23 protein-coding genes are annotated in these 26,313 nt (G+C 44.2%); 8 read left to right on the forward strand and 15 right to left on the reverse strand.

The window, feature by feature from the left end; genetic code table 11:
* Positions 1–7 precede the first annotated feature (7 nt).
* From ACX9NY_RS19410 to ACX9NY_RS19420, 3 genes are read right to left on the reverse strand one after another with little or no spacing between them, the layout of a single operon-like run.
* Positions 8–448 (reverse strand): hypothetical protein, encoded by a 441-nt coding sequence (locus tag ACX9NY_RS19410; protein WP_339258912.1) that lies wholly within the window; start codon positions 446–448, stop codon positions 8–10.
* Positions 445–894, reverse strand: coding sequence for a hypothetical protein (locus ACX9NY_RS19415; RefSeq protein WP_472474512.1), 450 nt, complete (start codon positions 892–894; stop codon positions 445–447). Before ACX9NY_RS19415 ends, ACX9NY_RS19410 begins: the two co-directional genes overlap by 4 nt.
* 25 nt (positions 895–919) lie before the next feature.
* A complete protein-coding gene (locus ACX9NY_RS19420; RefSeq protein ID WP_339258909.1) occupies positions 920–2,056 on the reverse strand; it encodes an effector binding domain-containing protein in 1,137 nt (378 codons plus the stop codon).
* A gap of 188 nt (positions 2,057–2,244) precedes the next feature.
* Between ACX9NY_RS19420 and ACX9NY_RS19425 the strand changes: the two genes are divergently transcribed.
* Positions 2,245–2,847, forward strand: a complete 603-nt coding sequence (locus ACX9NY_RS19425; RefSeq protein ID WP_472474514.1) for a hypothetical protein — start codon at positions 2,245–2,247, stop codon at positions 2,845–2,847.
* A 191-nt stretch (positions 2,848–3,038) separates the two neighbouring features.
* Here the strand turns inward: ACX9NY_RS19425 and ACX9NY_RS19430 are convergent, their stop codons facing one another.
* The 3 genes from ACX9NY_RS19430 to ACX9NY_RS19440 form a co-directional block, all read right to left on the reverse strand.
* On the reverse strand, positions 3,039–4,028 hold the full coding sequence (locus ACX9NY_RS19430) for a phosphotransferase enzyme family protein (RefSeq protein ID WP_472474516.1): 990 nt from the start codon (positions 4,026–4,028) through the stop codon (positions 3,039–3,041).
* Positions 4,029–4,434: 406 nt separating this feature from the next.
* Positions 4,435–4,983, reverse strand: coding sequence for a hypothetical protein (locus ACX9NY_RS19435; protein ID WP_472474518.1), 549 nt, complete (start codon positions 4,981–4,983; stop codon positions 4,435–4,437).
* Between the two features lie 4 nt (positions 4,984–4,987).
* On the reverse strand, positions 4,988–6,568 hold the full coding sequence (locus ACX9NY_RS19440) for a glycosyltransferase family 39 protein (RefSeq protein WP_472474520.1): 1,581 nt from the start codon (positions 6,566–6,568) through the stop codon (positions 4,988–4,990).
* 174 nt (positions 6,569–6,742) lie between these two features.
* Here ACX9NY_RS19440 and ACX9NY_RS19445 point away from each other — a divergent pair, with 174 nt between their 5' ends.
* Positions 6,743–8,185, forward strand: a complete 1,443-nt coding sequence (locus tag ACX9NY_RS19445; RefSeq protein WP_472474522.1) for a CAP domain-containing protein — start codon at positions 6,743–6,745, stop codon at positions 8,183–8,185.
* A gap of 168 nt (positions 8,186–8,353) precedes the next feature.
* On the opposite strand, the gene ACX9NY_RS19450 is transcribed toward ACX9NY_RS19445, so the two are convergent.
* Entirely contained in the window at positions 8,354–8,884 is a 531-nt protein-coding gene (locus tag ACX9NY_RS19450) for a cysteine hydrolase family protein (RefSeq protein ID WP_472474524.1), read from the reverse strand.
* A gap of 42 nt (positions 8,885–8,926) precedes the next feature.
* Positions 8,927–9,313: an iron chaperone gene (locus ACX9NY_RS19455; RefSeq protein ID WP_472474526.1), complete on the reverse strand. Its 387-nt coding sequence runs from the start codon at positions 9,311–9,313 to the stop codon at positions 8,927–8,929.
* 192 nt (positions 9,314–9,505) lie between these two features.
* Here ACX9NY_RS19455 and ACX9NY_RS19460 point away from each other — a divergent pair, with 192 nt between their 5' ends.
* Complete coding sequence (locus tag ACX9NY_RS19460) at positions 9,506–9,826, forward strand: winged helix-turn-helix domain-containing protein (protein WP_210110163.1); 321 nt, start codon at positions 9,506–9,508, stop codon at positions 9,824–9,826.
* A gap of 99 nt (positions 9,827–9,925) precedes the next feature.
* Entirely contained in the window at positions 9,926–11,008 is a 1,083-nt protein-coding gene (locus tag ACX9NY_RS19465; protein ID WP_472474528.1) for a saccharopine dehydrogenase, read from the forward strand.
* A gap of 146 nt (positions 11,009–11,154) precedes the next feature.
* Here ACX9NY_RS19465 and ACX9NY_RS19470 read toward each other — a convergent pair whose 3' ends face one another.
* Both ACX9NY_RS19470 and ACX9NY_RS19475 read right to left on the reverse strand, forming a co-directional pair.
* Positions 11,155–13,083: a flagellin gene (locus ACX9NY_RS19470; RefSeq protein WP_472474530.1), complete on the reverse strand. Its 1,929-nt coding sequence runs from the start codon at positions 13,081–13,083 to the stop codon at positions 11,155–11,157.
* Positions 13,084–13,194: 111 nt separating this feature from the next.
* Positions 13,195–13,857 (reverse strand): M48 family metallopeptidase, encoded by a 663-nt coding sequence (locus ACX9NY_RS19475; RefSeq protein WP_472474532.1) that lies wholly within the window; start codon positions 13,855–13,857, stop codon positions 13,195–13,197.
* Between the two features lie 153 nt (positions 13,858–14,010).
* On the opposite strand from ACX9NY_RS19475, the gene ACX9NY_RS19480 reads away from it, so the two are divergent.
* Entirely contained in the window at positions 14,011–14,778 is a 768-nt protein-coding gene (locus ACX9NY_RS19480; protein WP_339239602.1) for a GNAT family N-acetyltransferase, read from the forward strand.
* Positions 14,779–14,842: 64 nt separating this feature from the next.
* On the opposite strand, the gene ACX9NY_RS19485 is transcribed toward ACX9NY_RS19480, so the two are convergent.
* Both ACX9NY_RS19485 and ACX9NY_RS19490 read right to left on the reverse strand, forming a co-directional pair.
* Entirely contained in the window at positions 14,843–17,221 is a 2,379-nt protein-coding gene (locus ACX9NY_RS19485; RefSeq protein WP_472474534.1) for a GH36-type glycosyl hydrolase domain-containing protein, read from the reverse strand.
* A 130-nt stretch (positions 17,222–17,351) separates the two neighbouring features.
* Positions 17,352–17,771, reverse strand: coding sequence for an ester cyclase (locus ACX9NY_RS19490; protein ID WP_472474536.1), 420 nt, complete (start codon positions 17,769–17,771; stop codon positions 17,352–17,354).
* A gap of 303 nt (positions 17,772–18,074) precedes the next feature.
* Here ACX9NY_RS19490 and ACX9NY_RS19495 point away from each other — a divergent pair, with 303 nt between their 5' ends.
* Entirely contained in the window at positions 18,075–20,597 is a 2,523-nt protein-coding gene (locus ACX9NY_RS19495; protein ID WP_472474538.1) for a transglutaminase domain-containing protein, read from the forward strand.
* Positions 20,598–20,668: 71 nt separating this feature from the next.
* On the opposite strand, the gene ACX9NY_RS19500 is transcribed toward ACX9NY_RS19495, so the two are convergent.
* From ACX9NY_RS19500 to ACX9NY_RS19510, 3 genes are all read right to left on the reverse strand, one after another.
* On the reverse strand, positions 20,669–21,664 hold the full coding sequence (locus ACX9NY_RS19500) for a cysteine peptidase family C39 domain-containing protein (protein ID WP_472474540.1): 996 nt from the start codon (positions 21,662–21,664) through the stop codon (positions 20,669–20,671).
* A gap of 253 nt (positions 21,665–21,917) precedes the next feature.
* Positions 21,918–22,820 carry an SDR family oxidoreductase gene (locus ACX9NY_RS19505; RefSeq protein WP_091038895.1) on the reverse strand — a complete coding sequence of 301 codons (903 nt, stop codon included), beginning with the start codon at positions 22,818–22,820 and terminating at the stop codon, positions 21,918–21,920.
* 296 nt (positions 22,821–23,116) lie between these two features.
* Positions 23,117–24,496 (reverse strand): amino acid permease, encoded by a 1,380-nt coding sequence (locus ACX9NY_RS19510; protein WP_472474542.1) that lies wholly within the window; start codon positions 24,494–24,496, stop codon positions 23,117–23,119.
* Positions 24,497–24,923: 427 nt separating this feature from the next.
* Between ACX9NY_RS19510 and ACX9NY_RS19515 the strand changes: the two genes are divergently transcribed.
* Both ACX9NY_RS19515 and ACX9NY_RS19520 read left to right on the forward strand, forming a co-directional pair.
* Positions 24,924–25,229, forward strand: a complete 306-nt coding sequence (locus ACX9NY_RS19515) for a DUF6713 family protein (RefSeq protein WP_472479353.1) — start codon at positions 24,924–24,926, stop codon at positions 25,227–25,229.
* A gap of 63 nt (positions 25,230–25,292) precedes the next feature.
* Positions 25,293–26,285, forward strand: a complete 993-nt coding sequence (locus ACX9NY_RS19520; RefSeq protein ID WP_472474544.1) for a DUF4003 family protein — start codon at positions 25,293–25,295, stop codon at positions 26,283–26,285.
* The last annotated feature ends 28 nt before the right edge of the window (positions 26,286–26,313 follow it).

Below are 26,313 nucleotides of genomic sequence, written 5' to 3' on the forward strand. Positions count from 1 at the left end.
ATTGGCTCTACTTGCGCCTAGCCCGCTCTTCCTTATAATAACTCAGTACGTCCTTCGAACTTCCCTGAAATGCCCGCTCTCTGCCGAACTCATACGCCTGGTGCAGATACATATACGCCTCGTCATGCTGTTCAAGTCTCATGCAGATCATGCCGAGATCGATCAATGGACTCGTATTTCTATCCGTACTCCGCGTATGTAACGATATCTCAGCCCACGGCTTTGCCAGTTCATATTGCTTCAGATCGATATGTGCATTCGCATGACAGGATGCGATCCAGCTTGCAATCTCCCATTCCATCTTTGGCTCCGGCAACATGCCCCATGCCTGATCATAATGGATAAGTGCTTGTTCATGCTGCTGCGTCTCATCCAGCACATTACCGGCTTCTACGGTCTCAATAATTTGTCGCTCCAGTTCGACATGTTCCGGTGTCAGATCTTTCATTGCACCGTCTCCTCCTCCAGGACGAAATACCATTCCAGAAAAGCATTGAAATCAGCCCACTGCGGTTTGCTCTCGCCATTAAGAAACCGTTCGATGGACTCCCCCAATTCCACCAGTACTACTTCTCCCGTCCGACGATTGTAGAAAAATCCACCTTCACCTTCAAAACTGTCCAGTGGAATATACGCCTCGGGAAGTCCCAGTGTAAGCTGTGCTACATTCATGTCTTCCATATATACGGTGTTCTCCATGAACCAGCAGATCTGATACAACTCCTGATGCCTGCTGTAAAAAGTCGGTCCGTCCTCTGCATGTAAATAAAATTGGGCAAAATCCGAATGAAGATCAATCTCAAGCTTCCGTAATGCTTCTTCGTATGCCGTTGGAACATCTTCATGCCACCAACCTTGTTCCTGGCAATAATCAATTACTTTATGGGATAACATCGTAAGCCTCCTGATATAATTTTTCTCACACAGATTTTACAGGTATCCAGATTTGGGGAGGTGTGCCGTGACCTTTATACACTTCAAGTTCTGGAATACCTGCATGCTTATATGTAGTGGAAGGAAACCACTCTGTCATAATATGGTGCCACAACCGTTGTATCGCCTCGGGTTCTAATCCATCCACCTCAAATACAACCCAATGGGACGCGGGCAGTTCGATAGACACCAAACCTTCAGGCACTTCACCCGAGTGAGAGGTAGCAATCCAGTACTCCATTTGATTGTCCTGCAACTCCCTCTGATCTACACAGATACCCACCAGACCGGGAATAGCTCCGTTATTGAACCCGTTTAAACGTTCCTCAATCCCATCTGCCAAAGCCTCCTGCCACATCTTGGGGATCCCTCTTAAATTCTCACCATCCACACAAGAAAATGTTTGTTTGATTCCCACAAAGGTAAGCGGCTGCTGTTCAATTACATGTTCATTCACATTCATTCGATGGACTCCTCTCCAAGAGCGATACGGGGCACTGTTCTCCATGACCCATTCGTGAAAACATTGGTAGGCGCTGCTGGCATCGGGGGCCGTAAAAAGATACGTTCCCTCCACCTCTCGGCGACTCATCCTGGAATCTGCAAGATCCCGATCCTCTTCTTCGTTCAAAACAATTCGATACGCCCCATCTTCCTCGCGGAAGCCAAGGGCGTGTACATTCGTATGTTGTTTATAGTAGCCCAGCTGCAGAACAGCTGGTTGCTCTTCTGCCATTTTGCCTGTGAAGGCTGGATTGGGGAACTCCTCATCGAAACTGGCTTCATCGGGTAGGATACCTTGATAGAAACCGTTAACTACATTGCCTAGCAGATTCACAATCTGATGTGCGTAGACATATGGAAACTGTTTAATCTCATACACATCACGATCCAACTGATGCCATTGCAAATACTCCATGATTTTGGAATAGGTGAAGCTGACGGCACTGGAAAGTTCTCGATCCAAAGGCTGATTGGCAGTAAGACGAGTCAGTTCCACAATACTGTTCACGTATTCCCAGAATAGTTCCTGATCGAAACGTGCTTCCTCATGCAGCATATACAAAAAGGTGTTCTCTTCTGCACCTGCATTTTGCATCAGTATCTGAAGTGCTTGTTCCATATATGATATATACCTCCGATATGAACTATAGTTACTGTATCAAAAGAGCAGGAAGATTGGAAATAGTGCCAGTACTCCTATTCATAAGAAACATATCGAATTCACGTCCATCCCTCATTTCCTTATTCTGGTGCAACTTTCTTCTTACTCGTTCGTCTAACTACTGACCAACAACGAAGGAGATGACTATGCGAATAACTTGCAGCCCCGGTTTTCCTGGAAGCATGATTGGAACCATTAATCTTCAGCCATCGAAGTATTACAGCCCACCTTCCATGAACAGTAAGATTACAGATTATGTTGATGCCAAACTCGTAACCATTCCCTATGTGGAGGATCCGGCATTCGGATCACACTTTGAGGTCATGAAGGTCATGAACGGAACTTATAAAGATGAAATGCATGTCAGTAACGATGTGGAGTTTACGATTGATGTAGATAAACAAGGTTATATTACGCAATTTGAACATACGTTCCAGCTGGAACGTTATCTGGACCTAGTTCGCACACAGTCCTATAAAGTAATCAAGACAAACTGGCGTGCACAAACATTTCATGTGATGACATACAGTTACCTGGAGGAAGTTATTCATCCGAAGAATGTTCTGTTTAAATGTAACAATGCCGAAGATGTCTTCGTCGTGGCTGAACTAATACCTCATCGTGTTGGTGGCATTGTGGTACAACCCAATAATCTTTATCTTCACTTCCGTGCATTAATCTCGGCACGAGACGATCTGTACCCATTAGAATATATGTGTGAGCCTGATTTCGACCTGAGTCTCGACTAACCCAAATAGATACATATGTAGAAATAACATGAGCTGCCCCGAATCAGCGGGGTAACCTGTGCTCAAAACCAGCTCGGGGATTCTACATTCGATTTCCCAAGCTGGTTTGTTAGTTATGAGGATTGATTCTGGTATGGGATGTGACTTACGTTCAATGTTTAATCTATGGGATCACTATTTACGTGTAGACTTTACATCGGATGACCAAATTGCTCCGCTTGTTCAGCCATCTTCTGACTCAATTTTGCTCTGAGTGCACTCATCCATTCCGGCTCATGTGAAAATTGCTCTTCGGCAGACCGAAGCACACGCACGTATCCATATAAATTGGCAAACCGGCGACATGCGGGGAACATGCTCTCCAGATCATAACGTTCTCCCCCCTTGGACCAATACCCGTTCAGGAACCATTGTTTCTTCTGCTCCCATTTTTCAGGCTCGATCTCCTCACGCAGACTCTCCAGACTTCGCTCCACATCCATCGCGTACCAATGATACATCGAGTCATCGAAATCAATGGCATAACAAGACTGGTTTTTTTCGTCATAGAAGACATTGTCCGGTTCAAAATCGTAGTGGATAAGTCCAAAATTTTGCTTGTTTATCGGCCATGCTGCAAAATACGTTCGAAGAAGCTCTACCTCGTTCAGAGCAGCCGTCTCCGCAGGAAAACCCTCCAAAATCTTCTGCATCCAATCCAAAACATCTGTATAGGTCCAACGCTGCTTCTCCTTTTGCTCAGGTATGAATGATCGCGATAAATGATGCAGTTCACCCAAAGCCTCACCATAGCTGTACAGAATGGAGTCATTCAGTTCAATGCTCCCTAACTGCGATCCGGGTACTCGCTTGAATACGGAAGCGTAGTACGTTCCCCACGGCGTGTGAGTCTCTACGAGTTCTGTTCCTGAATGGGCAGGTACCACCTCCATGGCTCCATAATGATTCGTTCGAAGATAACGGAGGAAATCCAGTTCAGCGCTAAGGTTGATTTTATTCTTTTCCTCTACCGGGGCAAAGCGAAGCAATCGGACCTCTCCCTGATCTCTAAACGGATACACGGCATTGGAGGATATGCGATAATACTGAAACATATCCAGTGACTCGGGATCATAACTCCAATTCTTTAGAATCATCTCGGCAAGGTCGTTATTTTGAAATAAATATTTTAATGATAACATGGGCATTTCTCCTTTTTGATCATTTCGTGTGGATGGTTTATAGCCATTGTGTGCCTATTTTTGCGCGCAAAAAGCCGCAGGCTATGCCTGCGGCTTTTAAAAATTCTGAGTGTATGAGAAATTTGCACAAGCAAATAAACCTCGCATACGCCAGAAAAATTGAGCAGTTATATCCCTATATGTCGGCAGAACTCAGATCGGACTGGGAAACTAAAAGTGTTCCATCCTTCGTCTGATGGTGTGCCGGAAGTATTCAGTTCATTCTTACCTTATTTGTAGTGATTGAACATACCATCTTAGACCGTCGTTTCATGACGCTCACTCCCTTCAAAAAAACCAGTTGTTTCCATAATAGCCGATAACCCCATTGTAAGCAATTACAAAATGACGATAATTCGATCATCTTTTATTGGACAACCATCATCCGTTCCACCGTCTCAGAGTTATCCTTATACCACACCATCACGATATTTTCTTTTTGAAGATCAGACACTTGAATGGACGTATTCGCACTCGGGCTTGATTTGCCCGAACGCCGCATTCCCATGCCTTCAGTAATAGTAACGTCATCTGTTATATTCAATTTCAATTCCATTCCGGTATCCTTCCATTCCATGCTTGGAGATGAGGTGTCCTGCATTTCAAGTAATGCAAGCGTAACTGTGTTTCCATTCACCGAAATGACTCTACCCGTAATGTCGGCATTCATCGTCCCCTGCTTCATGTCGGGACTGCCTGTTCGATCATTCATGCCCGGGGTACCCCTTCCACCTCTTGGTGTTCCTCCGTTCATGCCCAGACCGCCACCATTTGGCTTCCCAAACCCGTTCATGCCTTGCACAGAACCGGTGTTGGTAATATTCTGGGCGGTTATAACATCGCAAGCCGTCAGCATAACCAAGCATCCTAGCAACAGGAATAGCGTAACCGATGTGAAATATTGTTTTTTTCGCATATGATCACCTTTTTCTCAGGGAATATTGCTCCAAGGTACCTTTACGATGGAATATGAAGTCATACGTGTCTTTGAACCCCATATAGGACAGCACAACCAACAACGGATATACAGGATAGATGTATCTGGACTTAATCTCCCAGAGAATATAAAAACCGATGAATCCGAGAATGACCAGAATCAATGAAACTTCATCATACCTTTTACGACGAATTCCACCGATCAACCGAATGAGAATAAAACAGTACATCAGGAAATTCATCACATAAACGATCCAGAGTAATCCCGTCCGATAAGCCGAATCCCCCTGCAACAGTTCTGTTATTGCATTGGTATAGCTATAGGAGCCTGCGATTCCGCCTCCCCTGCCTCTTCCGGCACCGATGGAACTTTCATTGCCGATTCCGTATCGGTCCATCTGGTATGTCCCTTCGGTCCAGGTCCATATGATCTTTTTGTAATACATCTGCACCAAGTCACTCGCACTTGCTTCGGACAGCTTGCTGCCAATCTCTTGTTTGAACAATGCTGCGCTCTCGGCCTTATTGTAGTTGGCCCTTTGATAGATCTGATAACTCTCCATATTGTCCCAAAAGCCAAAACGCTCCAGATTAATCCCCATATTGAGCCACATATAGACTGGTGCAGCATTCTCTCCAACAGGTTCGTTTACAGCACCGGAAGATTGAAGAACTGCATTCTGAGTCCAGGTTGGTACATTAAACAACATAACTAGCACACCGATGGAAATGACAACTTTCTTCACTCCGATGCTCCGCATATTCAGCAAAATATAGATGATAGCAGCGATTAGCACGATAACACCGATGCTTCGGAAGTAATTGCCCATCGAGAGAAAAATGGCGGCAAGGATGATGGTTTTCCAAGACTTTTCACGCACAAAACGAATAATAAAGTATAAACATGATGTCAGAAATGCTGTGGCAATCACATCGTTATAGATCAGGTTGTTCAGGAACAAGGACGGCAGGTACGTCGCTGCAAAGATCAACACACCGTAATCACGTTCAGTGGATCTGTCATTCACTTGTTTATAAATAAGGTAAATCATGAATGTGGTTAATGTTGAAAATAAAATATTGAATAGTTTGATAACCAGATAGTTGTCCGGGAACAGGTACAGCAACGTCTTCAGGTACAGTACGATCGAGTAGTTAAACGGGAACATGTGCAAATAACCGCCCGTTTCAAACGAGGAGTAATCCTGGTCATAGAGCATGTTCATGGCGAGTGAAAGAACCGTCTGCGAATCATCCGTAGGCACTCTTGGAAATACGAAAATGATGATAATCTGAATGGCCAGAGAACATAACAGTACGATTGGAATGACAACTTTTGGAGTGTATTTGTTCAGTTTCAGACAAAGCGCATATAACCCGACACCTGAACCAAGAAGCAAAAGAATGACCGGCAGAAAAATACTCCACTGCTGCATGCCCAAAATGGGATTGTCCCCATACAAGGCGTAGTTGTACTGTGCCCGAACCAACAAGGATGAAGCAATAAACACCGCAACAAACACGAGCAAAATGAGATAAAACGACTTATGCAGCATCTTAGACATGCCAAAACTCCTTTTCCATTACAGGATTCCGTGAGTATTATAATCGCTCTGGCTGAAAAATCGCTGAATTTGAACACCAATTCCATCCACAAAACTAACGAATTATACCTTTAATGTCGATAATATACACCGAATACATAATCATATCATTTTTAACTAGAAGGAGATCAGAACATGTATATTCAAAAAAGGTACATCCGCTCGCTACTCTCTCTTCCTCTGGCAGGTCTGTTGTTTATGCTGCTCGGAACGCAGCCAATCGCTGCGGCCCCTGTCGACAGTCTGCTGCCTGAGCGAAGTGAACAAGAAATCAGTCAAAAATGGACGCAATGGATGAGTGGCAGGAACCAAACTGCTACATTCACTCAGACTCCCTCGACCAAGGCACCTTACGTCGCTGGTGTAGTAAGTGATTCCACATTAGAGCAAGCTTTAGGAGCAGCCAACTTCTATCGTTATATCTCCGGTCTGGATGGGGATCTCGTTCTGGACGCTGCGCTTAATCGTCAAGCCCAACATGGAGCAGTTGTGGTCTCTACCGGAGAATTGACTCATTTCCCGGTCCGTCCTGCCGATATGCCAAAAGACTTTTTTGATCTGGGAGCCAAATCGGCTTCAAGTTCCAATCTATATGCTGCCTATGGCGTTCAAGGAAATCTTGCAGTCAAAAGTGTCGAAGCGTATATGGATGATTCGGATGCCAGTAACATTGCTGCACTTGGTCATCGCCGCTGGATTTTGAGTCCGCAACTGAAGAAAGTCGGCTTCGGGATCGCATCCCGGGACAACAAAAATTATGCGAGCCAATTCAGTACCATGCAAGTGATGGATACAAGCCGTTCAGGAAAACTAAATTACAATTACAACTTGTATCCAAGCAAAGGGGCATTCCCGATTGAAGCATTCCATGTGTCACAAGCCTGGTCTGCACAGCTGAATCCAGACGTCTTTGCTAAGCCTTCCAACTCCGAGGTACAAGTGGAGATCGTGCGTTCATCCGATCAGAAAACGTGGACACTGGGAGCAAAAACGCCGGTTAGCAGTGATCCTGCAAAGGCCTTTTTCAATGTAAATACAGATGGTTACGGATATAACTACGCTGTCATTTTCCGCCCGGATAACTTGAAATCCCTGAAGGCAGGCGATACGTTCAACGTTCGCATTACCGGTTTGAAAAAGAAAAACGGGTCCAAAGCAGAAATCTTATATCAGACTCGTTTCTTCTCGGTCAGCAATCCTTCACAAGAGCCTGGTACTAATCCACAGAATCCTGGGACAGAACCTGGAACAGAGCCACAAGAACCGGATACCGGGAACGAGGATTACCTGGATAATCATCTGATGCAATTCGTATATACAGCGGATCGTACGCTGAAAGTACGCGGAACCCTCACCGCTTATGCAGGCAAAACATTCTCTTTCCAGATCCACGGTCCTTCACCTGACGAAAAGCATATTCGTACTGAAACGGTGAAGCTGGATGCTGACGGTCGGTTCAGTCTGACCGTTCCTAACTTGGGCGTGTCCGATCTGACCATCTATTTGCAAGTGGACCCAAGCTTTATGTATTTGATTCCTACGGCAAGCAATTCAGACGTGACGTATTACTTCGAATAGAACTGAAGCAGGAATACTGGGATAACTAAAGTAAAATGAAGTAGTGATCAGATTAAAAATTCAACAACAAAAACAGTCGGAATGCATAGGCATCCGACTGTTTTTGGTTTATGATACGAGCTTTTGTTTACTATAGATTCAGTAGTGCATATTAAATTCAAAAAATGTCTAAGTATACTGCTCCTTGAATTCATTCATGTACAGAACATCAATACAACCTGACCAATTCAGAATCGAACCGATAAAATCTTGTATGTCTAGTCCCTTCATTTCGTACGTTTCTGCTGTATTTACTGTACCCGCGGCATCTTCGATCAGAGTTACTTTAAACCCCTCATGTTCAGCATTAATCGCAGTAAACAGACAACAATACTCCATGTTAAATCCAACAATGAATACATGTTCAATCTGATGATCCAGCAGCCACTTTTTCAGCTCCGTATTACTGAACGCACTTGGTTTACTTTTCTCCAGAATAGGATGTTCCCCAGTATCGACAACGATCTGCACATTGGTACTTTTCGCATAATAGAGAGAGGATTCCTCATTGTCCTGGTCCAGATGTTTGGTAAACACAATAGGCCAGTTCATCTTTTCAAAAATAGCAATGACAGACTGAATCTTTGCAATTGGAACAGATACATCCCTTAGACTTGTAAGTCCATGCTGCACATCAAGTACAATTAACCCTTTATTCACCCGGTATCTCCTTCCATAGATAGGCCTGTCTATCGCCATCACTCAGTTTTTGCGTTTCTTTTCCAGCGTGATCTCCACATTTTCTTTCACCCGAAACTCCACAATCCGGCGGATCAGATCCTCCGGCAATGGCTGATTCAGCGGAAACTGCACAGATCCCTTGGCGCCTTTATACTTGGAGAGTTCCTCCTTGAATGCCAGAATCCCACTGGCAGCAGGGTAGAAGCCAATATGATGCTGGTATGCGGCAAAATGAACCAAATTCCCATGCTGTGCATACGTAGGCATCTTGTAACTGATCTTCTCTTCGGCGTTCGGAGCCGACTCGCGAATTATCTGTCTTAACGCCTGTAATCTCACCTGTACATCGGGTGCAAACTCGGAGATATATTCATCTACCAGCACCGAATAATGATTACTCTCAGCCATCGGGGACTCCTTCCACCACGGATACAACAATGGTCTCGTGGTACGGGCATATTTGCTTATATTGTACTTCAAATGGACGAGCGGAACAGCTATTTTCATGCAATTTGAAATGATAAATTTGATTTTTAAGTGAACTAAGTCTTATAATGCGTTTAAACAATTAAACATTAAAACATTATAACGGAGTGAGCCATGAACGAGTCGATGGGTAACCAAAAAGTTATTGATATTTTCGAGAATCTAAGCCCTTATCTTCAAGGTTTGGGAGACCCCGTTCGCCAGCGAATCATATCGCTGCTCATTGATCAAGAGAGCATGAACGTATCCCAGATTGCAGAGCATGTTCCCATGTCACGCCCTACGGTCTCTCATCACTTGAAAATATTACGTCAATCCGGGCTATTATCGGTTCAGAAAAAAGGTACGGAGATGTATTACAAGCTGGAGTTCAACGATGCGATCGAAATACTCAAACAGCTCGTTCATCTCGTGGAAGTGGAATGTCAGAGCTAGCGCATACCGCACTGGTGTACTGCATTCCTTTTCTTCACCCTGTTATGTTCAATAGTTTAAACATATAAACAAATAAATATATCAACGGAGGTTTATCGAATGAATAGAAAAAGAGTTCTTATCGCTGGAGGTTATGGTGCTGTAGGTGCACAGCTTGCTCGCATTTTGCATGACAGGCATCCTGATCTGGATTTGGTATTGGGAGGTCGTTCTGCGGGTAAAGCAGCACCTTTTCCATCCAATCGTGTCCAAACGGTTGTTGTTGATACCAATGCAGACGATCCACTGATTCCCGCAGGAGAGAATATATCGTTAATCATTAATGCAGTGAACGATCTGGATGATCGGCTACTGGTATCAGCAGTGCGGAGAAAAATTCCACTCATCGATGTAACACGCTGGACTGAGGTGTTCAATCAAGCGATTCGTACAGTAGAGCAGGAAGAACTTCATGCCCCTGTAGCGCTATCCTCTGGATGGATGGCAGGAACGGCTTCTATCTTTGCGATGATACTTTCTAACTCGCTGCAACATGTCGAAGTAAACATTCATGCCCTGTACTCGCTGCGAGATAAAGCCGGGCCTGACTCAGCAGCTTTTATGGATCGGATGAGTATTCCCTTTCAGGTGGCGGAATCCAACACGAACCGCCTCGTCTATCCCATGACAGATCCGGTTAAAGTACATTTTCCGAACGGGTACACGCCCCCATGTTACAGATTGGATACACCTGATCACGTCACGCTGCCTCATACCAGCCATATCGATTCCGCCAGTTTTCGTATTTCATTCGATAATAAAGTATCTACCTATGCACTCGCCGGATTGGTCAAAACCGGAGTATGGAAGATGATCAGTGGTGAACGTTTCCAGCCATTCCGGCGGAAATTGCTCTATAATCCGGGAACCGGGAGTGCACATCATCTGGTCATTCAATTGAAAGGGATGGATGCAAAAGGAAACGACGTTAAACGAACGATGACAGTCTCTGACCCACTCGGTCAGACTCATATGACTGCACTCGGCGCTGCGGTGCAAGCCGAGAAGATACTGATGATGCCAACGGACAAGCCTATGGCTCCAGGCATCTATTATCCTGAGCATCTGTTCGATGACCGAATGGACATGGATGCGGTTACTCATTTTTTCAAACAATACGGCGTTCAAGTAACCCACTCCTGATACAGACATAACAAAAAATCCGCGAAGCCGCTCACTGCAAACAGTGGGACCTTCGCGGATTTTACGAATTATAATAGAGAAATGTATCTTTTTAAATACAAACTTGTGTCAGGCATTATAGCGTCACGGCTCGACCATTTGATTTTTCATCTCAACAGTTGCAATATATCTGATGATTTTTGATTGGCTTGAGCTAGCATAGCTTGTGTCGCTTGTAAAAGAACAGTCTCTTTCGTATTTTTCATCATTTCTTTCGCAATATCTGCGTCTCTTATTTTGGATTCTGCAGCGGACAAGTTAGAAGAAGCGTTCATAACATTGTTCAATACATGTCCAAGCGCGTTTTGGTAAGCGCCAAATCTTGCTCTGTGTGAAGACACATGCTCAATAGCTTTATCAATCTGAACGAGTGAGTTGTTGGCTTCGTGCTGTAAAGAAAGGTTAATGCTCTCTACTCCTATAGACTTCGTCCTAACATCTGCAAGCTGAACTTTGTAAGTTGCTCCTTGATTAGCACCCACTTGCAAACCTAAATATATTTGGTCAGAACTTGAACCATTTTCATCTCCACTGATATCAGTTATTTTCAAATCAATTATCTGGTAACTGCTACCGTTCATTTCTCTTTCAAATTTTAGCATACCATTTTCATCAACAGCAATAATTCCCGCACTTTTTTTTTGGAATATATCGTTTAGATAATCTATAAATTCTGATGGAGAGTAACTACCCTCATCTAAAATAAATGTTTTATTTATTGAACGTTCAAGACCAATTTCCCATCGATTACTATCCCCATTAATAACAATACCATTAGTTAGATCAAGATTTGTCGTTAAAAAACTCTTCGTTTTGGGATTCCAAACATCACCTGGAATCACTGGACGCATAAAAAGAGGATTAAGTGCGTTACCTGAAACGAGTTGAATTGCGTTCGGAGAAACACTTGTTTTATGTGTCAATATTAGCATGTAGTGTTTATTACCCAGTCCAGCACTCACATTCACACCAGTAGCAGATGAAAAACTAGCTGAGATATCAGCCCCGACACTATCGAATTGGTTATTTAACTGTTCAATAAGTTCATCTCTGCTATACGTTCCTTCTGCAAGAATTATGGTCTTGTCAACACCCGAATCCTTAATATGAAGAGTATCATTCACACCACTTTTAACCGTATAACCTATAGAAAAATCGGCTTCCCTGCCCCAAACCTCATATCTTGCTCTATATGTAAGCTCTTCGGTGAAAATTTCATTAAACGCTGTTCCTTCAACTTCTATCTTGTGATTCCCTGAAATTGTGCTAGTTAATAGCGTTCTCATATGTGTATCGTCCCATTGACTGTATGCAATTGAAAGTTCTACAGGTGCCCCAATAGCCCTTAGTTTTGAATTGATATCATCATATAATGCAGTAGAAGATCCACTGTACACACCTGCACTGATACTTATGGAGTATGCCTTATCGTCGAAATTCACCGTTAGCTGATCATTAATTCCTGTTAAGATTTCAACCCCAGAATTCATGTGAATATTTTGACTATTACCAATTAAGGTAGATCTGCCGAGAGTAGAGATATTTTGGCCTATATAGTTTGTAAAACTTACTGCATTGAGGTTAATTTTCCCATCCTGATTAACTACTTCGTTCGATCCCCTATTTAACAAATTAATCCCATTAAAGTGTGTATTATTGGCTATATCGTTAATTCCGTCTTTAATCTGTCGAACTTCTTCCTGTATAATCAAACGATCCGAATCAGTTAAGTTACCATTCGCTGCTTGCACAGCAAGTTCTCTTAATCTGATTAATAATGGATCCTGTATATTACCTAGTCCTGATTCAGCAGTTTGAATTAATGATATCCCATCTTGTATATTTCTTTCCGCCTGATTCATACCACGAATCTGAGCCCTCATCTTCTCAGAAATACTCAAGCCTGCTGCGTCATCTGCTGCCTTGTTAATTCGTAAACCAGAAGATAATTTACTTGTTGATTCGGAGAATGATTTATTAGTATTTTTTAATCTATTGGTAATATTCAAGCCAAGTATATTATTCTTTACTATCAAAGTCTCACCTCTTAATCTACTCTTTAACTAAAATGTATAGTACTTACTATCCATTATACTAAAGAAACATGAAATCTGATAATAAATACCATAAAGTTTTTAAAATTATATTCACAACGTCATGGCCCGTCCATTTCGCATCAGGTAATCTTCTTTTGTTTTGTAATCTGGCATAATGCTGCCGATCCGTCGCCAGAAAGAGCGATCATGATTCATGTGGTGAATATGGCAAAGTTCATGAATGATGACATAATCGATCACTTCCAGTGGCGCCATCGCCAGGCGATAATTGAACGTCAGCTTTTTGTCCCAACTGCAACTGCCCCATTTGGTGGGGGAATCTACGATCTCTATCGACTTTGGCTTCACCTTCAACTCCTGCTGATAACGTCCAATGCGCTCCCCAATCATGCGTTTACACTCGGCAAAATAAAACTTCTTCAGATTCGCTCGCAGCTCTTCTTCTGTAAGTCCCTCTACAGGAATTAATTCATGTAATGCGTGTTCCTTGCCAAAAAGCAAAAACTTCCCTTTGCCTTCGTCTTCGTATTCCTTGGCTTGAGGACCATCGAGCGCCCGCTGCATCAGAGCGGACTTCTTCAAAATCACATCTCCATGCTGCTCCACAAGTTGCCGGATCATGTCTTCACTGGTACCATTGGGTGCTTTGATCGTTACCATATAAGGCAAGTCCATCGTGATGGAAACTTTCTTGCGTTTGCGGTATTCGATGTGACAGTTAATGTTATGGCCTTGCATCTCTATCGTTAACATAATGCGCTCCGCTTCTAAAGTTATTCATTCAACCAAATCAAATTGTATACCATCTCCGATCATAATGCATACTGTTCGGCGATAGATGTATTTATGTTGTATTTTTATACATAATTATGTATTATTATTAAATTATAAAATCGGAGGTTGAATATGACGCATACAACGGATACAGAACACAAAACCATTGAAGAGATATCTCTTAACCACTGGCAGCCCTTGTCTACCTTGCTATATGACGGCTGGGTACTGCGTTTTGCCAAAGGGTATACCAAACGTGCCAATTCCATTCAACCCATCTACTACTCCACACTGGATGTGCATGAAAAAATTGAGGAATGTGAGCGTATCTATGCTTCCAATCAGTTAAGTACGATTTTCAAAATCACGCCGTTTATTCAGCCGGATCATCTCGACCAGCTTTTGCAGGACAAAGGGTATGCTGTTGTGGATCTGACTCGTATCCAGACTCGGAGTCTAGATGATATCAAAGAACCTGTGCACCAAGCTGTACAGATTGACGAAAAGTTGACCATAGCGTGGCTGGATCACTTTTGCCGACTGAACAAGGTGAATAATCTGCAACGGGAAACGACAGAACTTATGTTGAACAATATTCGCACAAAGGCAGGTTTCATCTCGCTGTTACTTGACGGGCAAGTCGTCGCTTGTGGATTTGGTGTAATCGAACGCGGCTATGTTGGGTTGTATGATATCATTACAGATGCTAACTTTCGGAATCGGGGACTTGCTGAACAGATGATCCTTCACCTCCTGCATTGGGCAAAAGAGAATGGCGCCACGTCCAGTTATCTGCAAGTTGTTGCAAATAATGCACCTGCGGTAAAGCTCTACGCCAAGCTTGGTTATTCGGAAGTATATAGCTACTGGTACAGAGTCAAAGAATGGAACAAGTCCTGATCAAGCTGACAGCAAAAACTGCCCTCCTCCTATTTAGAGGAAAGGCAGTTCTCCGTACTCTTTTCTACAAAGGCAGCTTCACCAGCACCTCATAATTCACGCCAGCTTGGATATTCTTGATGATGTCACCTTCTATACGTTCACCGTCAACATACACTTCAATCGTCTGGACTGTTGCATCCTTCTTCATGTTCACGTTCAGCTTAGCCCCGCGGAACAACCGCGTGACCGACGCCTCGTTCCAATCTTCAGGAAGTTGCGGACGAACCTGAAGCCCTTGTGCGTGACCTTGCAGGCCGAACAATCCATCGATCAGGCAACGATACACCCAAGGCACTGTGCCGGTGTTGAACAAATGACTGGAGCGCCCGGCTGTACGTGGGAATTGACGATAAGCTCCGCGATAATAATTTGGGATAAATACAGGCAGTTGACCCCGTTGGAGAATATCCTCGGCATCGGGCCCCGGAATCATTTTACGCAGCAAACGATACGCTTTCTCCTTCTCTCCTACCAGATACAATGCATAAATATAGAAAGCTGCCGCGTGGTTGTACACTGCACCATTCTCTGCACTTCCCGGATGTTTCTGCGTGACACGGCCTACATCTTCCCGCATCGCTGTGAAAGACGGCGCGAGTTTCTCGACACCATATGGCGTCTCCAATTGCTCCTCTACCGCGCGGATTAACTTCTCCTGTTTCTCCTGATCGGCAGCACCGCTCATGAGTGCCCAGCTCTGAGGATTGATATAGATGCGTCCTTCCACGTCCTTGCTCACACCGAACACTACATTGTCATCCGTAATGCCTCGGGCATACCAGTCCCCATCCCACAGGTACTCATTCGCTGTCGCATTCGTCTGATTGGCATCCTGACGGAATTCCGCTGCAACCTCTGCATGCCCTGCCTGTTCAGCAATTTCTGCCCACACATTAAAAGCATATGCCGTTGCAATGGTCAGCCAGCCGGATACGCCTTTGCCTTTGTATCCCACCATGTTCATCGGATCACACCAGTCACCCTGATTGATATAGTTCAACCCACGCTCATCCCGCTCATGGATCAACCAGCGCATCGCAAGATTCATATGTTCCAGTACAGAAAGCTTCTGCTGACTGTCTGTAAAAGCAACCTGTTCCTCCAGAATGCTATAGTCATTGGTTTCATCCAGATAAGTCTTCATACAGACCGGAAGCCAGATACAGTGATCGGTATGAGGAATCTGGTTAATATATTTCAATTCTGCGTCGGGGTGCAAAATAATGCCGTCCGGCATGGCGCCGCTAATATGCTGTTGTGACAATGCAGTCAGGAATGCCGCCCTTGCAACCTGCGGCTGAATGTAACTCATCCCCATATTATCCTGCAGATAATTCCGGGTCTGTGGATCGGTCGAGAGACGATTTGTTTTCCCGTGATAATACATCTGACGAGGCAGCCAGTGATTCACGACATTATCCAGCCAGCCATCCGATGTCTGGATCTGGATGTTTCCCTGCCCTTCCGCAATATAATCCGCATACTCCTGTTCGGCAGCCGCAAAACCATCCTGTCCTTCCTCATTCTGCTTCACAAAATAATGCTGACGGATGCCCTCAATCTCTGCCTCATCATGAGCCGGGCCAAAGATAAATCGGTAGGCTTGCTCAGCACCAGCTTCCAGTTCTACTCTGTATTGCAATACGGCCACAGGTGTCTCATATCGCGCATCTCCACCAGCGAGTGTCTCCGACTGAAGTCCAGAAGGATGATGAAGTCCGCCTTCGCCTTCAAAGCTTTCTTGATTCACTTCCCATGCGGTCGGTTGGTGATCTGCAAGCAGATAGGTTTTGTCACTGTAGGTTTTGATTTTGCTATAATCCTGATATTTCTGATACGGCGTAACCGCCGAGCAGACAATGCCCTGTAACTCTTCCACATATGAACCGGACTGGTTCATCCATGACATATAACCGACCGTATAATACGGGTAGATACTCAGCTTGCGTTTTCTCGAAGACAGATTGGTTACCTTTACACGCCACAGCTCCATGACATCTTCCTTCGGCAGACGCAGGGACATCTCGATGCAAATGTCGTCCTGAATCACTTTCCAATGAATATCATGTTTGCCTACAGCGAACGTATAGCTATCCGCCTGCTTGCGAACCGGTTCATACGGGGCTGAGAAGATTTCGCCACTTACTTCATCTTTAATGTAAACAAACCGACCCGGATGGTGGGCATAGTATGGCTGCTCCGGTTGCATAAACGTCTTCGCTTCCAGGTTGGGCGCGTACGAATATTTGGCAGGTTCGGGCTGCATAAATTGGGCCACAGCATATCCTCGGCAATTCACATGAATCATCATCTTTTCATTCCAAAGAAATCCGGATGCCTTCGGTAAACTTGTCGGGCTTGTCAGTTCAACATATTGATTATCTTCCGTTGCTTTAATCATCTCTGATCCTCGCTTTCAGATTATGGAGTCAAAAGGCAGAAAACGTTTTAGGTAACTTGTATACAACTTGGTCCATTATAACACGAGAACGCTTACAGAAAATCAAAAACTAAAAAAAGAGCTGATACACTCAGCTCCGATTCCGTTCCAATTGTTTCTCGATACCCAATCTGTCGATCTGAATCCAATATTCTGCAATGCGTTCGTTTGCCACCCGGTATACCGCGCTCGCAATTTCGATCACTGGCAAGTTCGTTGGTGTATATCCGTCCACGTCTCCTACATGGGTACCGGTTTGTTTCCAGCGCACATAGACTTTATCCCCTTGTGTCAGCAACTCCTGGATCTCAAGTGAGAAATCCCCGTAAGCTTCGATCATCTCTCGCACATGATCCGCATAATCGGAAGGCGTTCGGGTCACCGTGACCTCTTCTTCGGATATCACTTGATGGGCCAGTACCTGTTCCGCCATTACAGTGCTTGCATAATCCGGATTCCGGCCTGATCGGACCTCTTCAAAAAAGGATCTGACAATCTGTTCTGCTATCATCTGAGCCACTCCAGTCTATTCAAAATATCCGATTATATATAAATATGTAGTAATTCTTGTATTTTAACATGGAACACACGCTACGGAATCACATCTGTTCTATTGTTCTACAGGACTTAAAACCTACCCTCTTACCTTGACAATGAGTCATTATGACCATAAACTAGCAAAGGATGTCAGGAAATTAATAGAAGGTTTAGCCGTTAAGAGGATTGAGTATGGATTTTAACCATATCTGATAATCTTTCGGTGTGTAGAACGTAGCCATTAGAGTCACTCAGAAAAACAAGAAAGCGGTGTAACATGAAACGTCTATTTTTTATTATGTTTGCGCTCACCCTGTTACTGGCTGGATGCCAGAGTAATGAACAGGAAAGCAGTCCGTCCGAGAATAATCCTACAGAAGTCGTAGAAGGTTCTACCATTTTAAGTTTGAAGCAGAAATACGGCTCTGAATCGGAACAAGCGATCATGCCGATGTACAACGTAGCTCAGGATGAAGAATTTACGTTCAAGTTTAAAGCAGATTTACGTAAAAGTAACCTGCGAGCTAGTGACATTATTAGTGTACATACCGATATTAAAGCACTCAAAGCAAGCGATGTATATGCCATTCCAGAGACAAACGACAATAGTGTTTCCATTAAACCTCTTGGATGGGGCGTATTAAGTTCAGATTCCATGATGAACAAGGATCAAAGTTCTTGGGGCGGTGCCCCCATTTATTACATTCGTCTGAATTATGATCCAGATGCTGAGAAGCTAACACTACTCGATCAGCCCATCATTATTCCGTTTACAGTGAAATCGGAGTTACCTGTGCCCAACCTAAGATATGAGATTGATAAAGACAGACGGTTCAAGCTGGTCTGGGACAAAATTGAAGGTGCCACTGAATATAAAATTTATAAACGTTCTGACCTAACCAACTTCGAAACCAATGTACCTCTAACTGGCGCAGAGGACGCTTTCAGTAATAGTCTGCCTTTAGATATTGCGGTAACGACAGAGACGTCTTTCAATGATTTTTTGAGAGACGGAAAAGGCGGGCTAGGCACTTATAATGAAATGATAACTACCACTCAGAACCATGGTATACGAGGAGAATATTATGTCACTGCAATCGGCGGAGGCAAAGAATCCAATTTTAGCAGAGGTGTCCCTACAGCTCCGCTTGCTTCCCAGTTACCAACATCTCTGAAAGAACAATTGTATAGGGAGAAATTAAAGAATATAGATATACTTCCTCAGAAAGCAACAGTTGAGTACAATGACGGCTCTCTAGCTCGTGAAACCATTGTCTATGATACCAAAAGCGTAGAAATTTCAGAGTTCAATGAGACGAATATTCCTTTTCACGTTAAAGGAACTGCTTTGAAAAGTTACGTACGCGTAGAAAATGTGACCCAAGCAGACCTGGACAGACTTGCTCAGCAAACCGTAGCCGATTCCAGCAACGGACTGGTGGAACCGAAGAATGACACACCTTACGTTCCTGCCCCTGATGTGCCAACGATCATCAACAATCATGATGCACCTGAGTCTGCAACAGAAACAGAAGAAGCATCGGCTTCGCAAACTTCAACTCCAGAGTCTACAACCGATACTGGAACGTCAGAAGATGCAACTGATCCTCTATCTACTGAGGCTTCCGATGATACTTCTGATACTTCTTCAGATATGGCTTCTGAAGAAGTATCCAATGAAGCACCTGCTCCAGCTCCTGAAGCTGTAGAAGACAACCTGGTAGATGAACAGAAATCCAATACACAGCAAAATGTAGAACAAGGTAATCAGGAAACTGTGCCCCAACCTGCTACAGGTGATGCAATGATCAATGCAGATTCCGCATTGGAAGAAGTTTTGGCCAAAAACATGATTGCGGCACAAGATAAAATTTCGTTAAAGGCTTTTCCCGAGGCTCAAAATTTCACGACACTCTCGGATGTGGTTCTGAAAGTGATGTACCAGAATCCATTGATTCTTGGTGTGGAAGGTTTCGAATATAACTACGGTACGCTTACCCTTTCGATTCATTACAATGAGTCTGCAAGTGGTATTCAGAAGAAACAAAATGAGATTATTGCCAAAGCAAACGAAGTCGTGGCTTCCATCATCAAGGATGGCATGAACGAAGACGAGAAACGTAAAGCCATCTACGATTATCTGAACGATAACGCGAAGTATGACGATGCAGCGCTGGAGAATGCAGAGCAGAACAATTTCAAAAATGTCGACCCACAGTTCAATGACTCGTTTACTACTTACGGTATTCTAGTCAAAGGTGTTGGGGTATGTGCCAGCTATGCCTCCGTCTACAAATTGCTTTCCGATCTCTCGGGACTGGAAAGCATCGTCGTAACGGGAGCTTCCAGCGGCGTTCCACATGCTTGGAACAAGGTCAAAATCGGAAACGAATGGTTCCATGTCGATGCCACCAACAATCTGACCAACTCCGGCATCCCTTACTTCCTGTACAATGCCAACGATGAGACTGCTGCCAGTCAGAAAACGATAGCAGATAAGGATTACTGGCTTGATTCCGAACTCGCGATGTTCGATGGCGAGAGCGATGCCAATGATTATTATGTGCAGAATGATCTCGAAGTCGCTTCCATTACTGAGTACAAAACCAAGGCTGAGAGTGAACTCAAAAAAGGAGAGAACCGGGTCATTCTCCGTTTTGCCTCACCTGTCGATTCTGATGAGCTCATGACAGCTGCCGGTGAAGCCCTTGCTGCTGTGGATGAAGCCCTACTGAACACGGCGCAATTGGCCACGCTCGGCAGTTATGCCATTCTGGACCCGAAACCAGAACAGAAGTAACTTAATTTCACTAAAAATCCCCTTTGCTTTCCAACAAGCAAAGGGGATTTTTAGTCTGTTATTGGATGGCTTCAAGCCAGCAATTTAACCTGTTGCAATCTGGTAATAAAAGAAGAAATAAATGCTTTCTCTTTTGTAAGATTCTCTTGCAATCTCTCACTTATTTTACGGAGTGTACTTGCATCACGCGTTATATTGTATTTGAGAACAATATTTCTCAATTTAAAGTAGTCCTGTTTCAGACCAGTGCTTGCTTCCATAAATGCTGCATCTGGCTCAATGATTGATTTCTCCATTAAGTAAGATAAACGCAACTCCATCAGCAGCTTATGTTCATACAAAAGATGAAAAACTCGTGAATCCAATTCTTCCCCAACTAGGGCTGCCTGCTCAATATCGGTAAAGATGCGCTGAATGGCTTGCATTCCAAAATCGTATTGCTGATCCCTTACTAAATCATATGTCTCCCTTGATTGAAGATAGTTTTCCATCGCCGTTATTATCTGTTCTACATGGACGGCGTAATTGATATTCTCGATCGGCTTAAGAAATCTCATCTCTGTCCAAAAACTGTACTCATTAGACATGCTCCAGTAGCCTTTCTCAAGTTCATTCAGACTACATAAGGTTTGTATGAATTTACCATCTTCCAGATTATCAGCAATGTAGATCACATTTTGTTCCAGATCATACCCGTACACCAATAGTTCATGCATGAGATGTTCTTTTTGATAATAGTCTGTACACCCAATGTAATATCTGTCTGCATAAATATATAGATAATATCCCATATCTATTGATTCCGTAATCACTTGCTTAAGCGATTTTCCCCATTTGTTAATCACAATTTCTTGTGGCAGGTTGTAAAAAGAAATTCCAGGGCAGGTACCTAGCAGAAACTGATGAGAATCAAACGAAAAAATTCCCCATCCATGTGCGTACCTGATCTGTATAAAGTTATTGAAAATCCATGGCCATAAATCTTCGTGCATAATGGATGTTAATGCCCCATAAGATGTGTACGTGCTAATGACAGGGTCACCTAGTTTAAGTACATTCTTGGCCATTACAGAATTCCTCCTTCGATTCCTAGGCATAGTGTATTCTTCTGAACAGATTCATTGTATAAGCAACGCACTCTTAAATCTGGGAGCTAAGAACATGTTCTTGAATATATTACCATGTACCCTTCCCGTTTTAAATAAGAACGCTTTCATATATAAAAATATTTATTTCTCTAATCTTAACGAAAAAAAAGAGGATACCGCCCCCACTATGGAGATGGTATCCTCTGATACTATGATCGGATTATCTAAAACCTTACGGACTAACCGTACCACCATTTGCATTCAATGTTTCGCCGCTCACATAGCTGGATTCCTGGCTTGCCAGGAACACAAATGCCGGAGCCATCTCGGCAGGTTGTCCTGCACGACCAAGCGGTGTATTGGAACCAAACTCGGCCAGCTTCTCGACGGGTTGTCCACCTACAACTTGCAGCGGTGTCCATACCGGACCTGGTGCAACAACATTGACACGAATTCCTTTGCTGCCCACCTGTTGGGCCAATGCTTTGCTAAACGTGTTAATAGCTGCCTTCGTTGTCGCATAATCCAGCAGGATTGGCGAAGGTTTGTACGCCTGAATCGACGATGTGTTGATAATGGAGCTGCCCGGCTTCATGTGTTTCACGGCTGCTTTACAGAGCCAGAACATGGAATAGACATTTGTTTTGAACGTTGCATCAAACTGCTCGGTGGTCAGATCCGCGATCTGCTCTACAAACTGCTGTTTACCTGCCACGTTAGCTAGGATATCAATCCCGCCAAGCTCTTTGACCGCAGATTCAATGAGTTCCTCACAGTATTTCTCATCCTTCAGATCACCTGGCATCGTAATTGCTTTGCGGCCAGCCTCCTCAATCAGCTTCACGACTTCCTGTGCATCTGCTTCCTCTTCCGGAAGATATGCCAGAACAACATCTGCACCTTCACGGGCAAACGCAATCGCTGCCGCACGGCCAATCCCGCTGTCTGCTCCGGTCACAACCGCTTTGCGGCCTGTTAAACGTCCGCTACCTTTATAACTTTTTTCACCCGCATCAGGAACAGGAGTCATCTCACGCTGAAGTCCCGGCTCATCCTGTTGCTGTTTCCACTCCGGTGTAGCCTTCGGATATTGTGTCGTTGGATCTTGCATGGTGTGCTGGTCTTGATTAGCCATGTTCAATTCCTCCTCAGTTATTTATAGTGATCACTACAATCACAGAAGTTGTTTTCATAAAAGTTTCACTCTTTTCTTTGTAACCGAGATTCGTGGAATTTAAACTGGACCTGCCCCATTTTCGTTGGCAACTGTCTGGCTTTGAATCTACGGAGATTAGAGAATGTTATATCAAACATGTATTTCCAGATAAAAAAAGCACTCCCTGAATGATGCTGAATCACCCGCAGGTTCTCCAGTCATTTCAAGGAATGCACGTATGATATTACGATATAAGTTGATTACTGAATATTAGACTAACGATCTTTGCCGCCATCTATGTGTTGTCTTTTTCCGATGCCAAATGCGAAATATCCAGCCACCACGATAGCCATGAACGTAGCTCCAACTATCAGAGGCAAGCGCGTATCCGGGTTAAACGCCATACCGATGATAACGAGGATCAGATACACGATGATAATGTAATTGCTGATCGGGAACCATTTGGACTTAAAGTTATGATCCGCCATCTCGTTGCCCCAGCGCTTTCTGAATCGGAACTGACTGAACGCCAGCGCGAACCATGGAACCATGCCTGGAAGAACACTTGCGCTATAGATGTACAGGAATAGCTTGGAGTCTGGCATCAGATAGTTCAGTACAACTCCGATTAACAACAAGGAGATCGTAATGACGATACTGTTGCGGGGAACCCCACCTTTGGACAGCTTTTTGAAAAAGGCAGGTGCCTGCCCATTCTCAGCCAACGTGTACAGCATCCGTCCCGCACTGTAGATTCCGCTGTTGCAACCCGACATGGCCGCCGTGAGCACCACAAAGTTGATGATTCCCGCTGCAGCAACAATGCCGACCTTGGCAAAGGTGAGCACAAACGGACTGCCTGTCTCCCCTACCTCGTTCCACGGGTACAAGGTCACGATGACAAATATGGCACCGACGTAGAAAATAAGAATACGCCACACGATATTTTTGATCGCTTTACGCAAGGTGTGTTTCGGATTCTCCGCTTCGCCTGCTGTAATACCGACCATCTCCACTCCCTGATACGCAGCCGTGACGATACACAGCGCGAAGAGGAAACCTTTGATGCCTCCAGGGAAGAAGCCACCATGACTGAACAGATTCGACAGCCCGATTGGCTGCCCCCCATTCCCCCATCCGAAGAAGATCAGCCCCGTTCCGATCACGATCATGGCTACAATAGCCGTTACTTTGATCATCGCAAACCAGAATTCAAATTCCCCATAGAACTTCACAGCCGCCAGATTTGCCGCCGCAATGATGAGCACCCCGGCAAGTGCCGGCAGCCACTGTGGAATATCCGGGAACCAATACCCGACATAGATGCCAATTGCCGTAACTTCAGCCATTCCAACTGTAACCCACAGGAACCAATAACTCCAGGCGGTGAGGAATCCGGCAAGCGGACTAATATATTTGTGAGCAAATGTCGCAAACGAACCCGTGACTGGCTCCTGAATCAGCATTTCCCCCATAATACGCATGACAAAAAAGATAATGATACCGGCCAGCAAATAGGCCAGCAGCACGGATGGACCTGCCCATTTGATCGTACTCGCCGATCCCATGAACAAGCCTACGCCGATTGTACCTCCGAGTGCAATCAGCTCAACATGGCGGGGCTTTAGCCCTCTAGATAGTTGCTTTGATTCCAAGCGATTCTCCCCTTTTCTTGTGTACAGCTTCTTGATGTAATTTTTTAATTTTCACATTCACATTAACGCAATGCAGAATTGCTTCACCAAATTGTACGAGATGTGCCGCAGAAATACAACAAGGAATGTGAGGAAACGGATTCACTACACATATAGGTATAGGATAACCGCTTAATGAATATGGCAGACAACTGATTCAACAATTCCTCGCAGTGTTGTGTAATCATAGCGCCAGACTTCCTTTTCCCCGACTCTACAGGGAGGTCACTGGAACCGCTATGGACAGCTCACGTATTGTAACTTTGGGTATTATGCGACTTGTCGTTATCGATCTGCTTGTATAAAATTGATAAATAGGAGGCTTCACATGCCTGACTTCTTACTGGTCTTATTTTTGTTTAACCTTTCTCTATTCCTGCTTCATGAAATGGATGCGATCAGGCGGTCCGAGTGGAAATTGTTTATTGTATTAAAAAATATGAAAGATGATAAAGCCTACAGGTATTTCACCTGGATTCACTTGCCAATGTACACTATCATCCTCTCTCTGCTCTTTAGCTCCTATCAAACGATTACATTCTGGGTGCTGGATATCTTTTTCATCATACATACCGTGTTGCACTTCTTTTTCGAGAAGCACCCGCACAATGAATTTAAAAATGGATTCTCCAGAACATTCATATATCCAATGGGAATAATTGCTTTAATTCATTTAATATTCCTAATCATCTGATCTCTCAATGACGGCAGGATGAAAGATTGACTATGATATTTTCTTAAAATGGAGGTAAGCCCTATGCAACAACCTCATGCAGAACGAGTTGAATTATTCGTTTCCAACACTCAGATCATCAAGAAGTCGTTCAAATGGCAACATGGGATGATTCACCGTCTGGCCGCCCTGCTCTATGCAGCGGAGAATAAAGTTGCTGATGCAGAAGCTATTCGCCAAAGCCAAGAGTTGATTAAACAAAACACAAAACTCTTCTCTGCCTTCAGAGGTAATTCTGCCATTAGCATTGCTACCATGCTCTCCCTTACAACGGATGAGAACACAAAGCTGGCAGATACCCTGCATGTCTATGATCTGATGAAAGAGATCAAATTCCGCAACTCGGATTATCTCGTTATTGCCGCCTATCAGATTGCAACTCAGGTGTCACCCGAGCAGTTTCAACCTACGGTGGAGCGAGCAAAATCATTTTATGACGGCATGAAAGCAGAGCATCGCTTCCTTACTGGGCAGGATGACTACATTTTCGCTGCCATGTTAGCCCTTTCCGATCTCGACGTGCATACTGGTGTGGCTCGAATGGAACAACTCTACGGGGAATTGAAACCAGAGTTCTCTTCCAGAAACAGTGTGCAGGCGTTAACACAGGTACTCGTTCTTGGAGAGGATACCCCGGATGCAGGGACTCGTGTGATTGCCTTAAATGAAGCTTTTCGTCAAAGGAATCTCCGAATGGATAAAACGTACACATTACCTTCTCTCGGGTTACTTTCTCTACTGCCCTCGGACAGAGACGCATTAGTGGATGAAGTCGCGGAGACAAATGACTGGTTACGGACTCAAAAAGGTTTCGGTGCATGGTCGATCGATAAACAGGATCTGCTTCTGTTCTCATCCGCGTTGATAGCCATTCAATATGTGGAGAATCTGCGAAACGGTATGCTAACGACAGCGATCTCAACCAGCATCACGAATATTATCATCGCTCAACAAGCAGCCATGGCCGCAGCTGCCGCAGCATCGGCTGCTGCCGCTTCTTCATCATCTTCCAACTAACAAGGACCAGGTTGCCTTGAATATGAGT

It is taken from the genome of Paenibacillus sp. CB74 (assembly GCF_055687625.1).

What these genes read in the sequence shown, in the direction of transcription:
- ACX9NY_RS19410 (WP_339258912.1), bottom strand. Translation starts at nt 448, where the DNA reads ATGAAAGATCTGACACCGGAACATGTCGAACTGGAGCGACAAATTATT.
- ACX9NY_RS19415 (WP_472474512.1), bottom strand. Translation starts at nt 894, where the DNA reads ATGTTATCCCATAAAGTAATTGATTATTGCCAGGAACAAGGTTGGTGG.
- ACX9NY_RS19420 (WP_339258909.1), bottom strand. Translation starts at nt 2,056, where the DNA reads ATGGAACAAGCACTTCAGATACTGATGCAAAATGCAGGTGCAGAAGAG.
- ACX9NY_RS19425 (WP_472474514.1), top strand. Translation starts at nt 2,245, where the DNA reads ATGCGAATAACTTGCAGCCCCGGTTTTCCTGGAAGCATGATTGGAACC.
- ACX9NY_RS19430 (WP_472474516.1), bottom strand. Translation starts at nt 4,028, where the DNA reads ATGTTATCATTAAAATATTTATTTCAAAATAACGACCTTGCCGAGATG.
- ACX9NY_RS19435 (WP_472474518.1), bottom strand. Translation starts at nt 4,983, where the DNA reads ATGCGAAAAAAACAATATTTCACATCGGTTACGCTATTCCTGTTGCTA.
- ACX9NY_RS19440 (WP_472474520.1), bottom strand. Translation starts at nt 6,568, where the DNA reads ATGTCTAAGATGCTGCATAAGTCGTTTTATCTCATTTTGCTCGTGTTT.
- ACX9NY_RS19445 (WP_472474522.1), top strand. Translation starts at nt 6,743, where the DNA reads ATGTATATTCAAAAAAGGTACATCCGCTCGCTACTCTCTCTTCCTCTG.
- ACX9NY_RS19455 (WP_472474526.1), bottom strand. Translation starts at nt 9,313, where the DNA reads ATGGCTGAGAGTAATCATTATTCGGTGCTGGTAGATGAATATATCTCC.
- ACX9NY_RS19460 (WP_210110163.1), top strand. Translation starts at nt 9,506, where the DNA reads ATGAACGAGTCGATGGGTAACCAAAAAGTTATTGATATTTTCGAGAAT.
- ACX9NY_RS19465 (WP_472474528.1), top strand. Translation starts at nt 9,926, where the DNA reads ATGAATAGAAAAAGAGTTCTTATCGCTGGAGGTTATGGTGCTGTAGGT.
- ACX9NY_RS19475 (WP_472474532.1), bottom strand. Translation starts at nt 13,857, where the DNA reads ATGTTAACGATAGAGATGCAAGGCCATAACATTAACTGTCACATCGAA.
- ACX9NY_RS19480 (WP_339239602.1), top strand. Translation starts at nt 14,011, where the DNA reads ATGACGCATACAACGGATACAGAACACAAAACCATTGAAGAGATATCT.
- ACX9NY_RS19485 (WP_472474534.1), bottom strand. Translation starts at nt 17,221, where the DNA reads ATGATTAAAGCAACGGAAGATAATCAATATGTTGAACTGACAAGCCCG.
- ACX9NY_RS19490 (WP_472474536.1), bottom strand. Translation starts at nt 17,771, where the DNA reads ATGATAGCAGAACAGATTGTCAGATCCTTTTTTGAAGAGGTCCGATCA.
- ACX9NY_RS19495 (WP_472474538.1), top strand. Translation starts at nt 18,075, where the DNA reads ATGAAACGTCTATTTTTTATTATGTTTGCGCTCACCCTGTTACTGGCT.
- ACX9NY_RS19500 (WP_472474540.1), bottom strand. Translation starts at nt 21,664, where the DNA reads ATGGCCAAGAATGTACTTAAACTAGGTGACCCTGTCATTAGCACGTAC.
- ACX9NY_RS19505 (WP_091038895.1), bottom strand. Translation starts at nt 22,820, where the DNA reads ATGGCTAATCAAGACCAGCACACCATGCAAGATCCAACGACACAATAT.
- ACX9NY_RS19515 (WP_472479353.1), top strand. Translation starts at nt 24,924, where the DNA reads ATGGATGCGATCAGGCGGTCCGAGTGGAAATTGTTTATTGTATTAAAA.
- ACX9NY_RS19520 (WP_472474544.1), top strand. Translation starts at nt 25,293, where the DNA reads ATGCAACAACCTCATGCAGAACGAGTTGAATTATTCGTTTCCAACACT.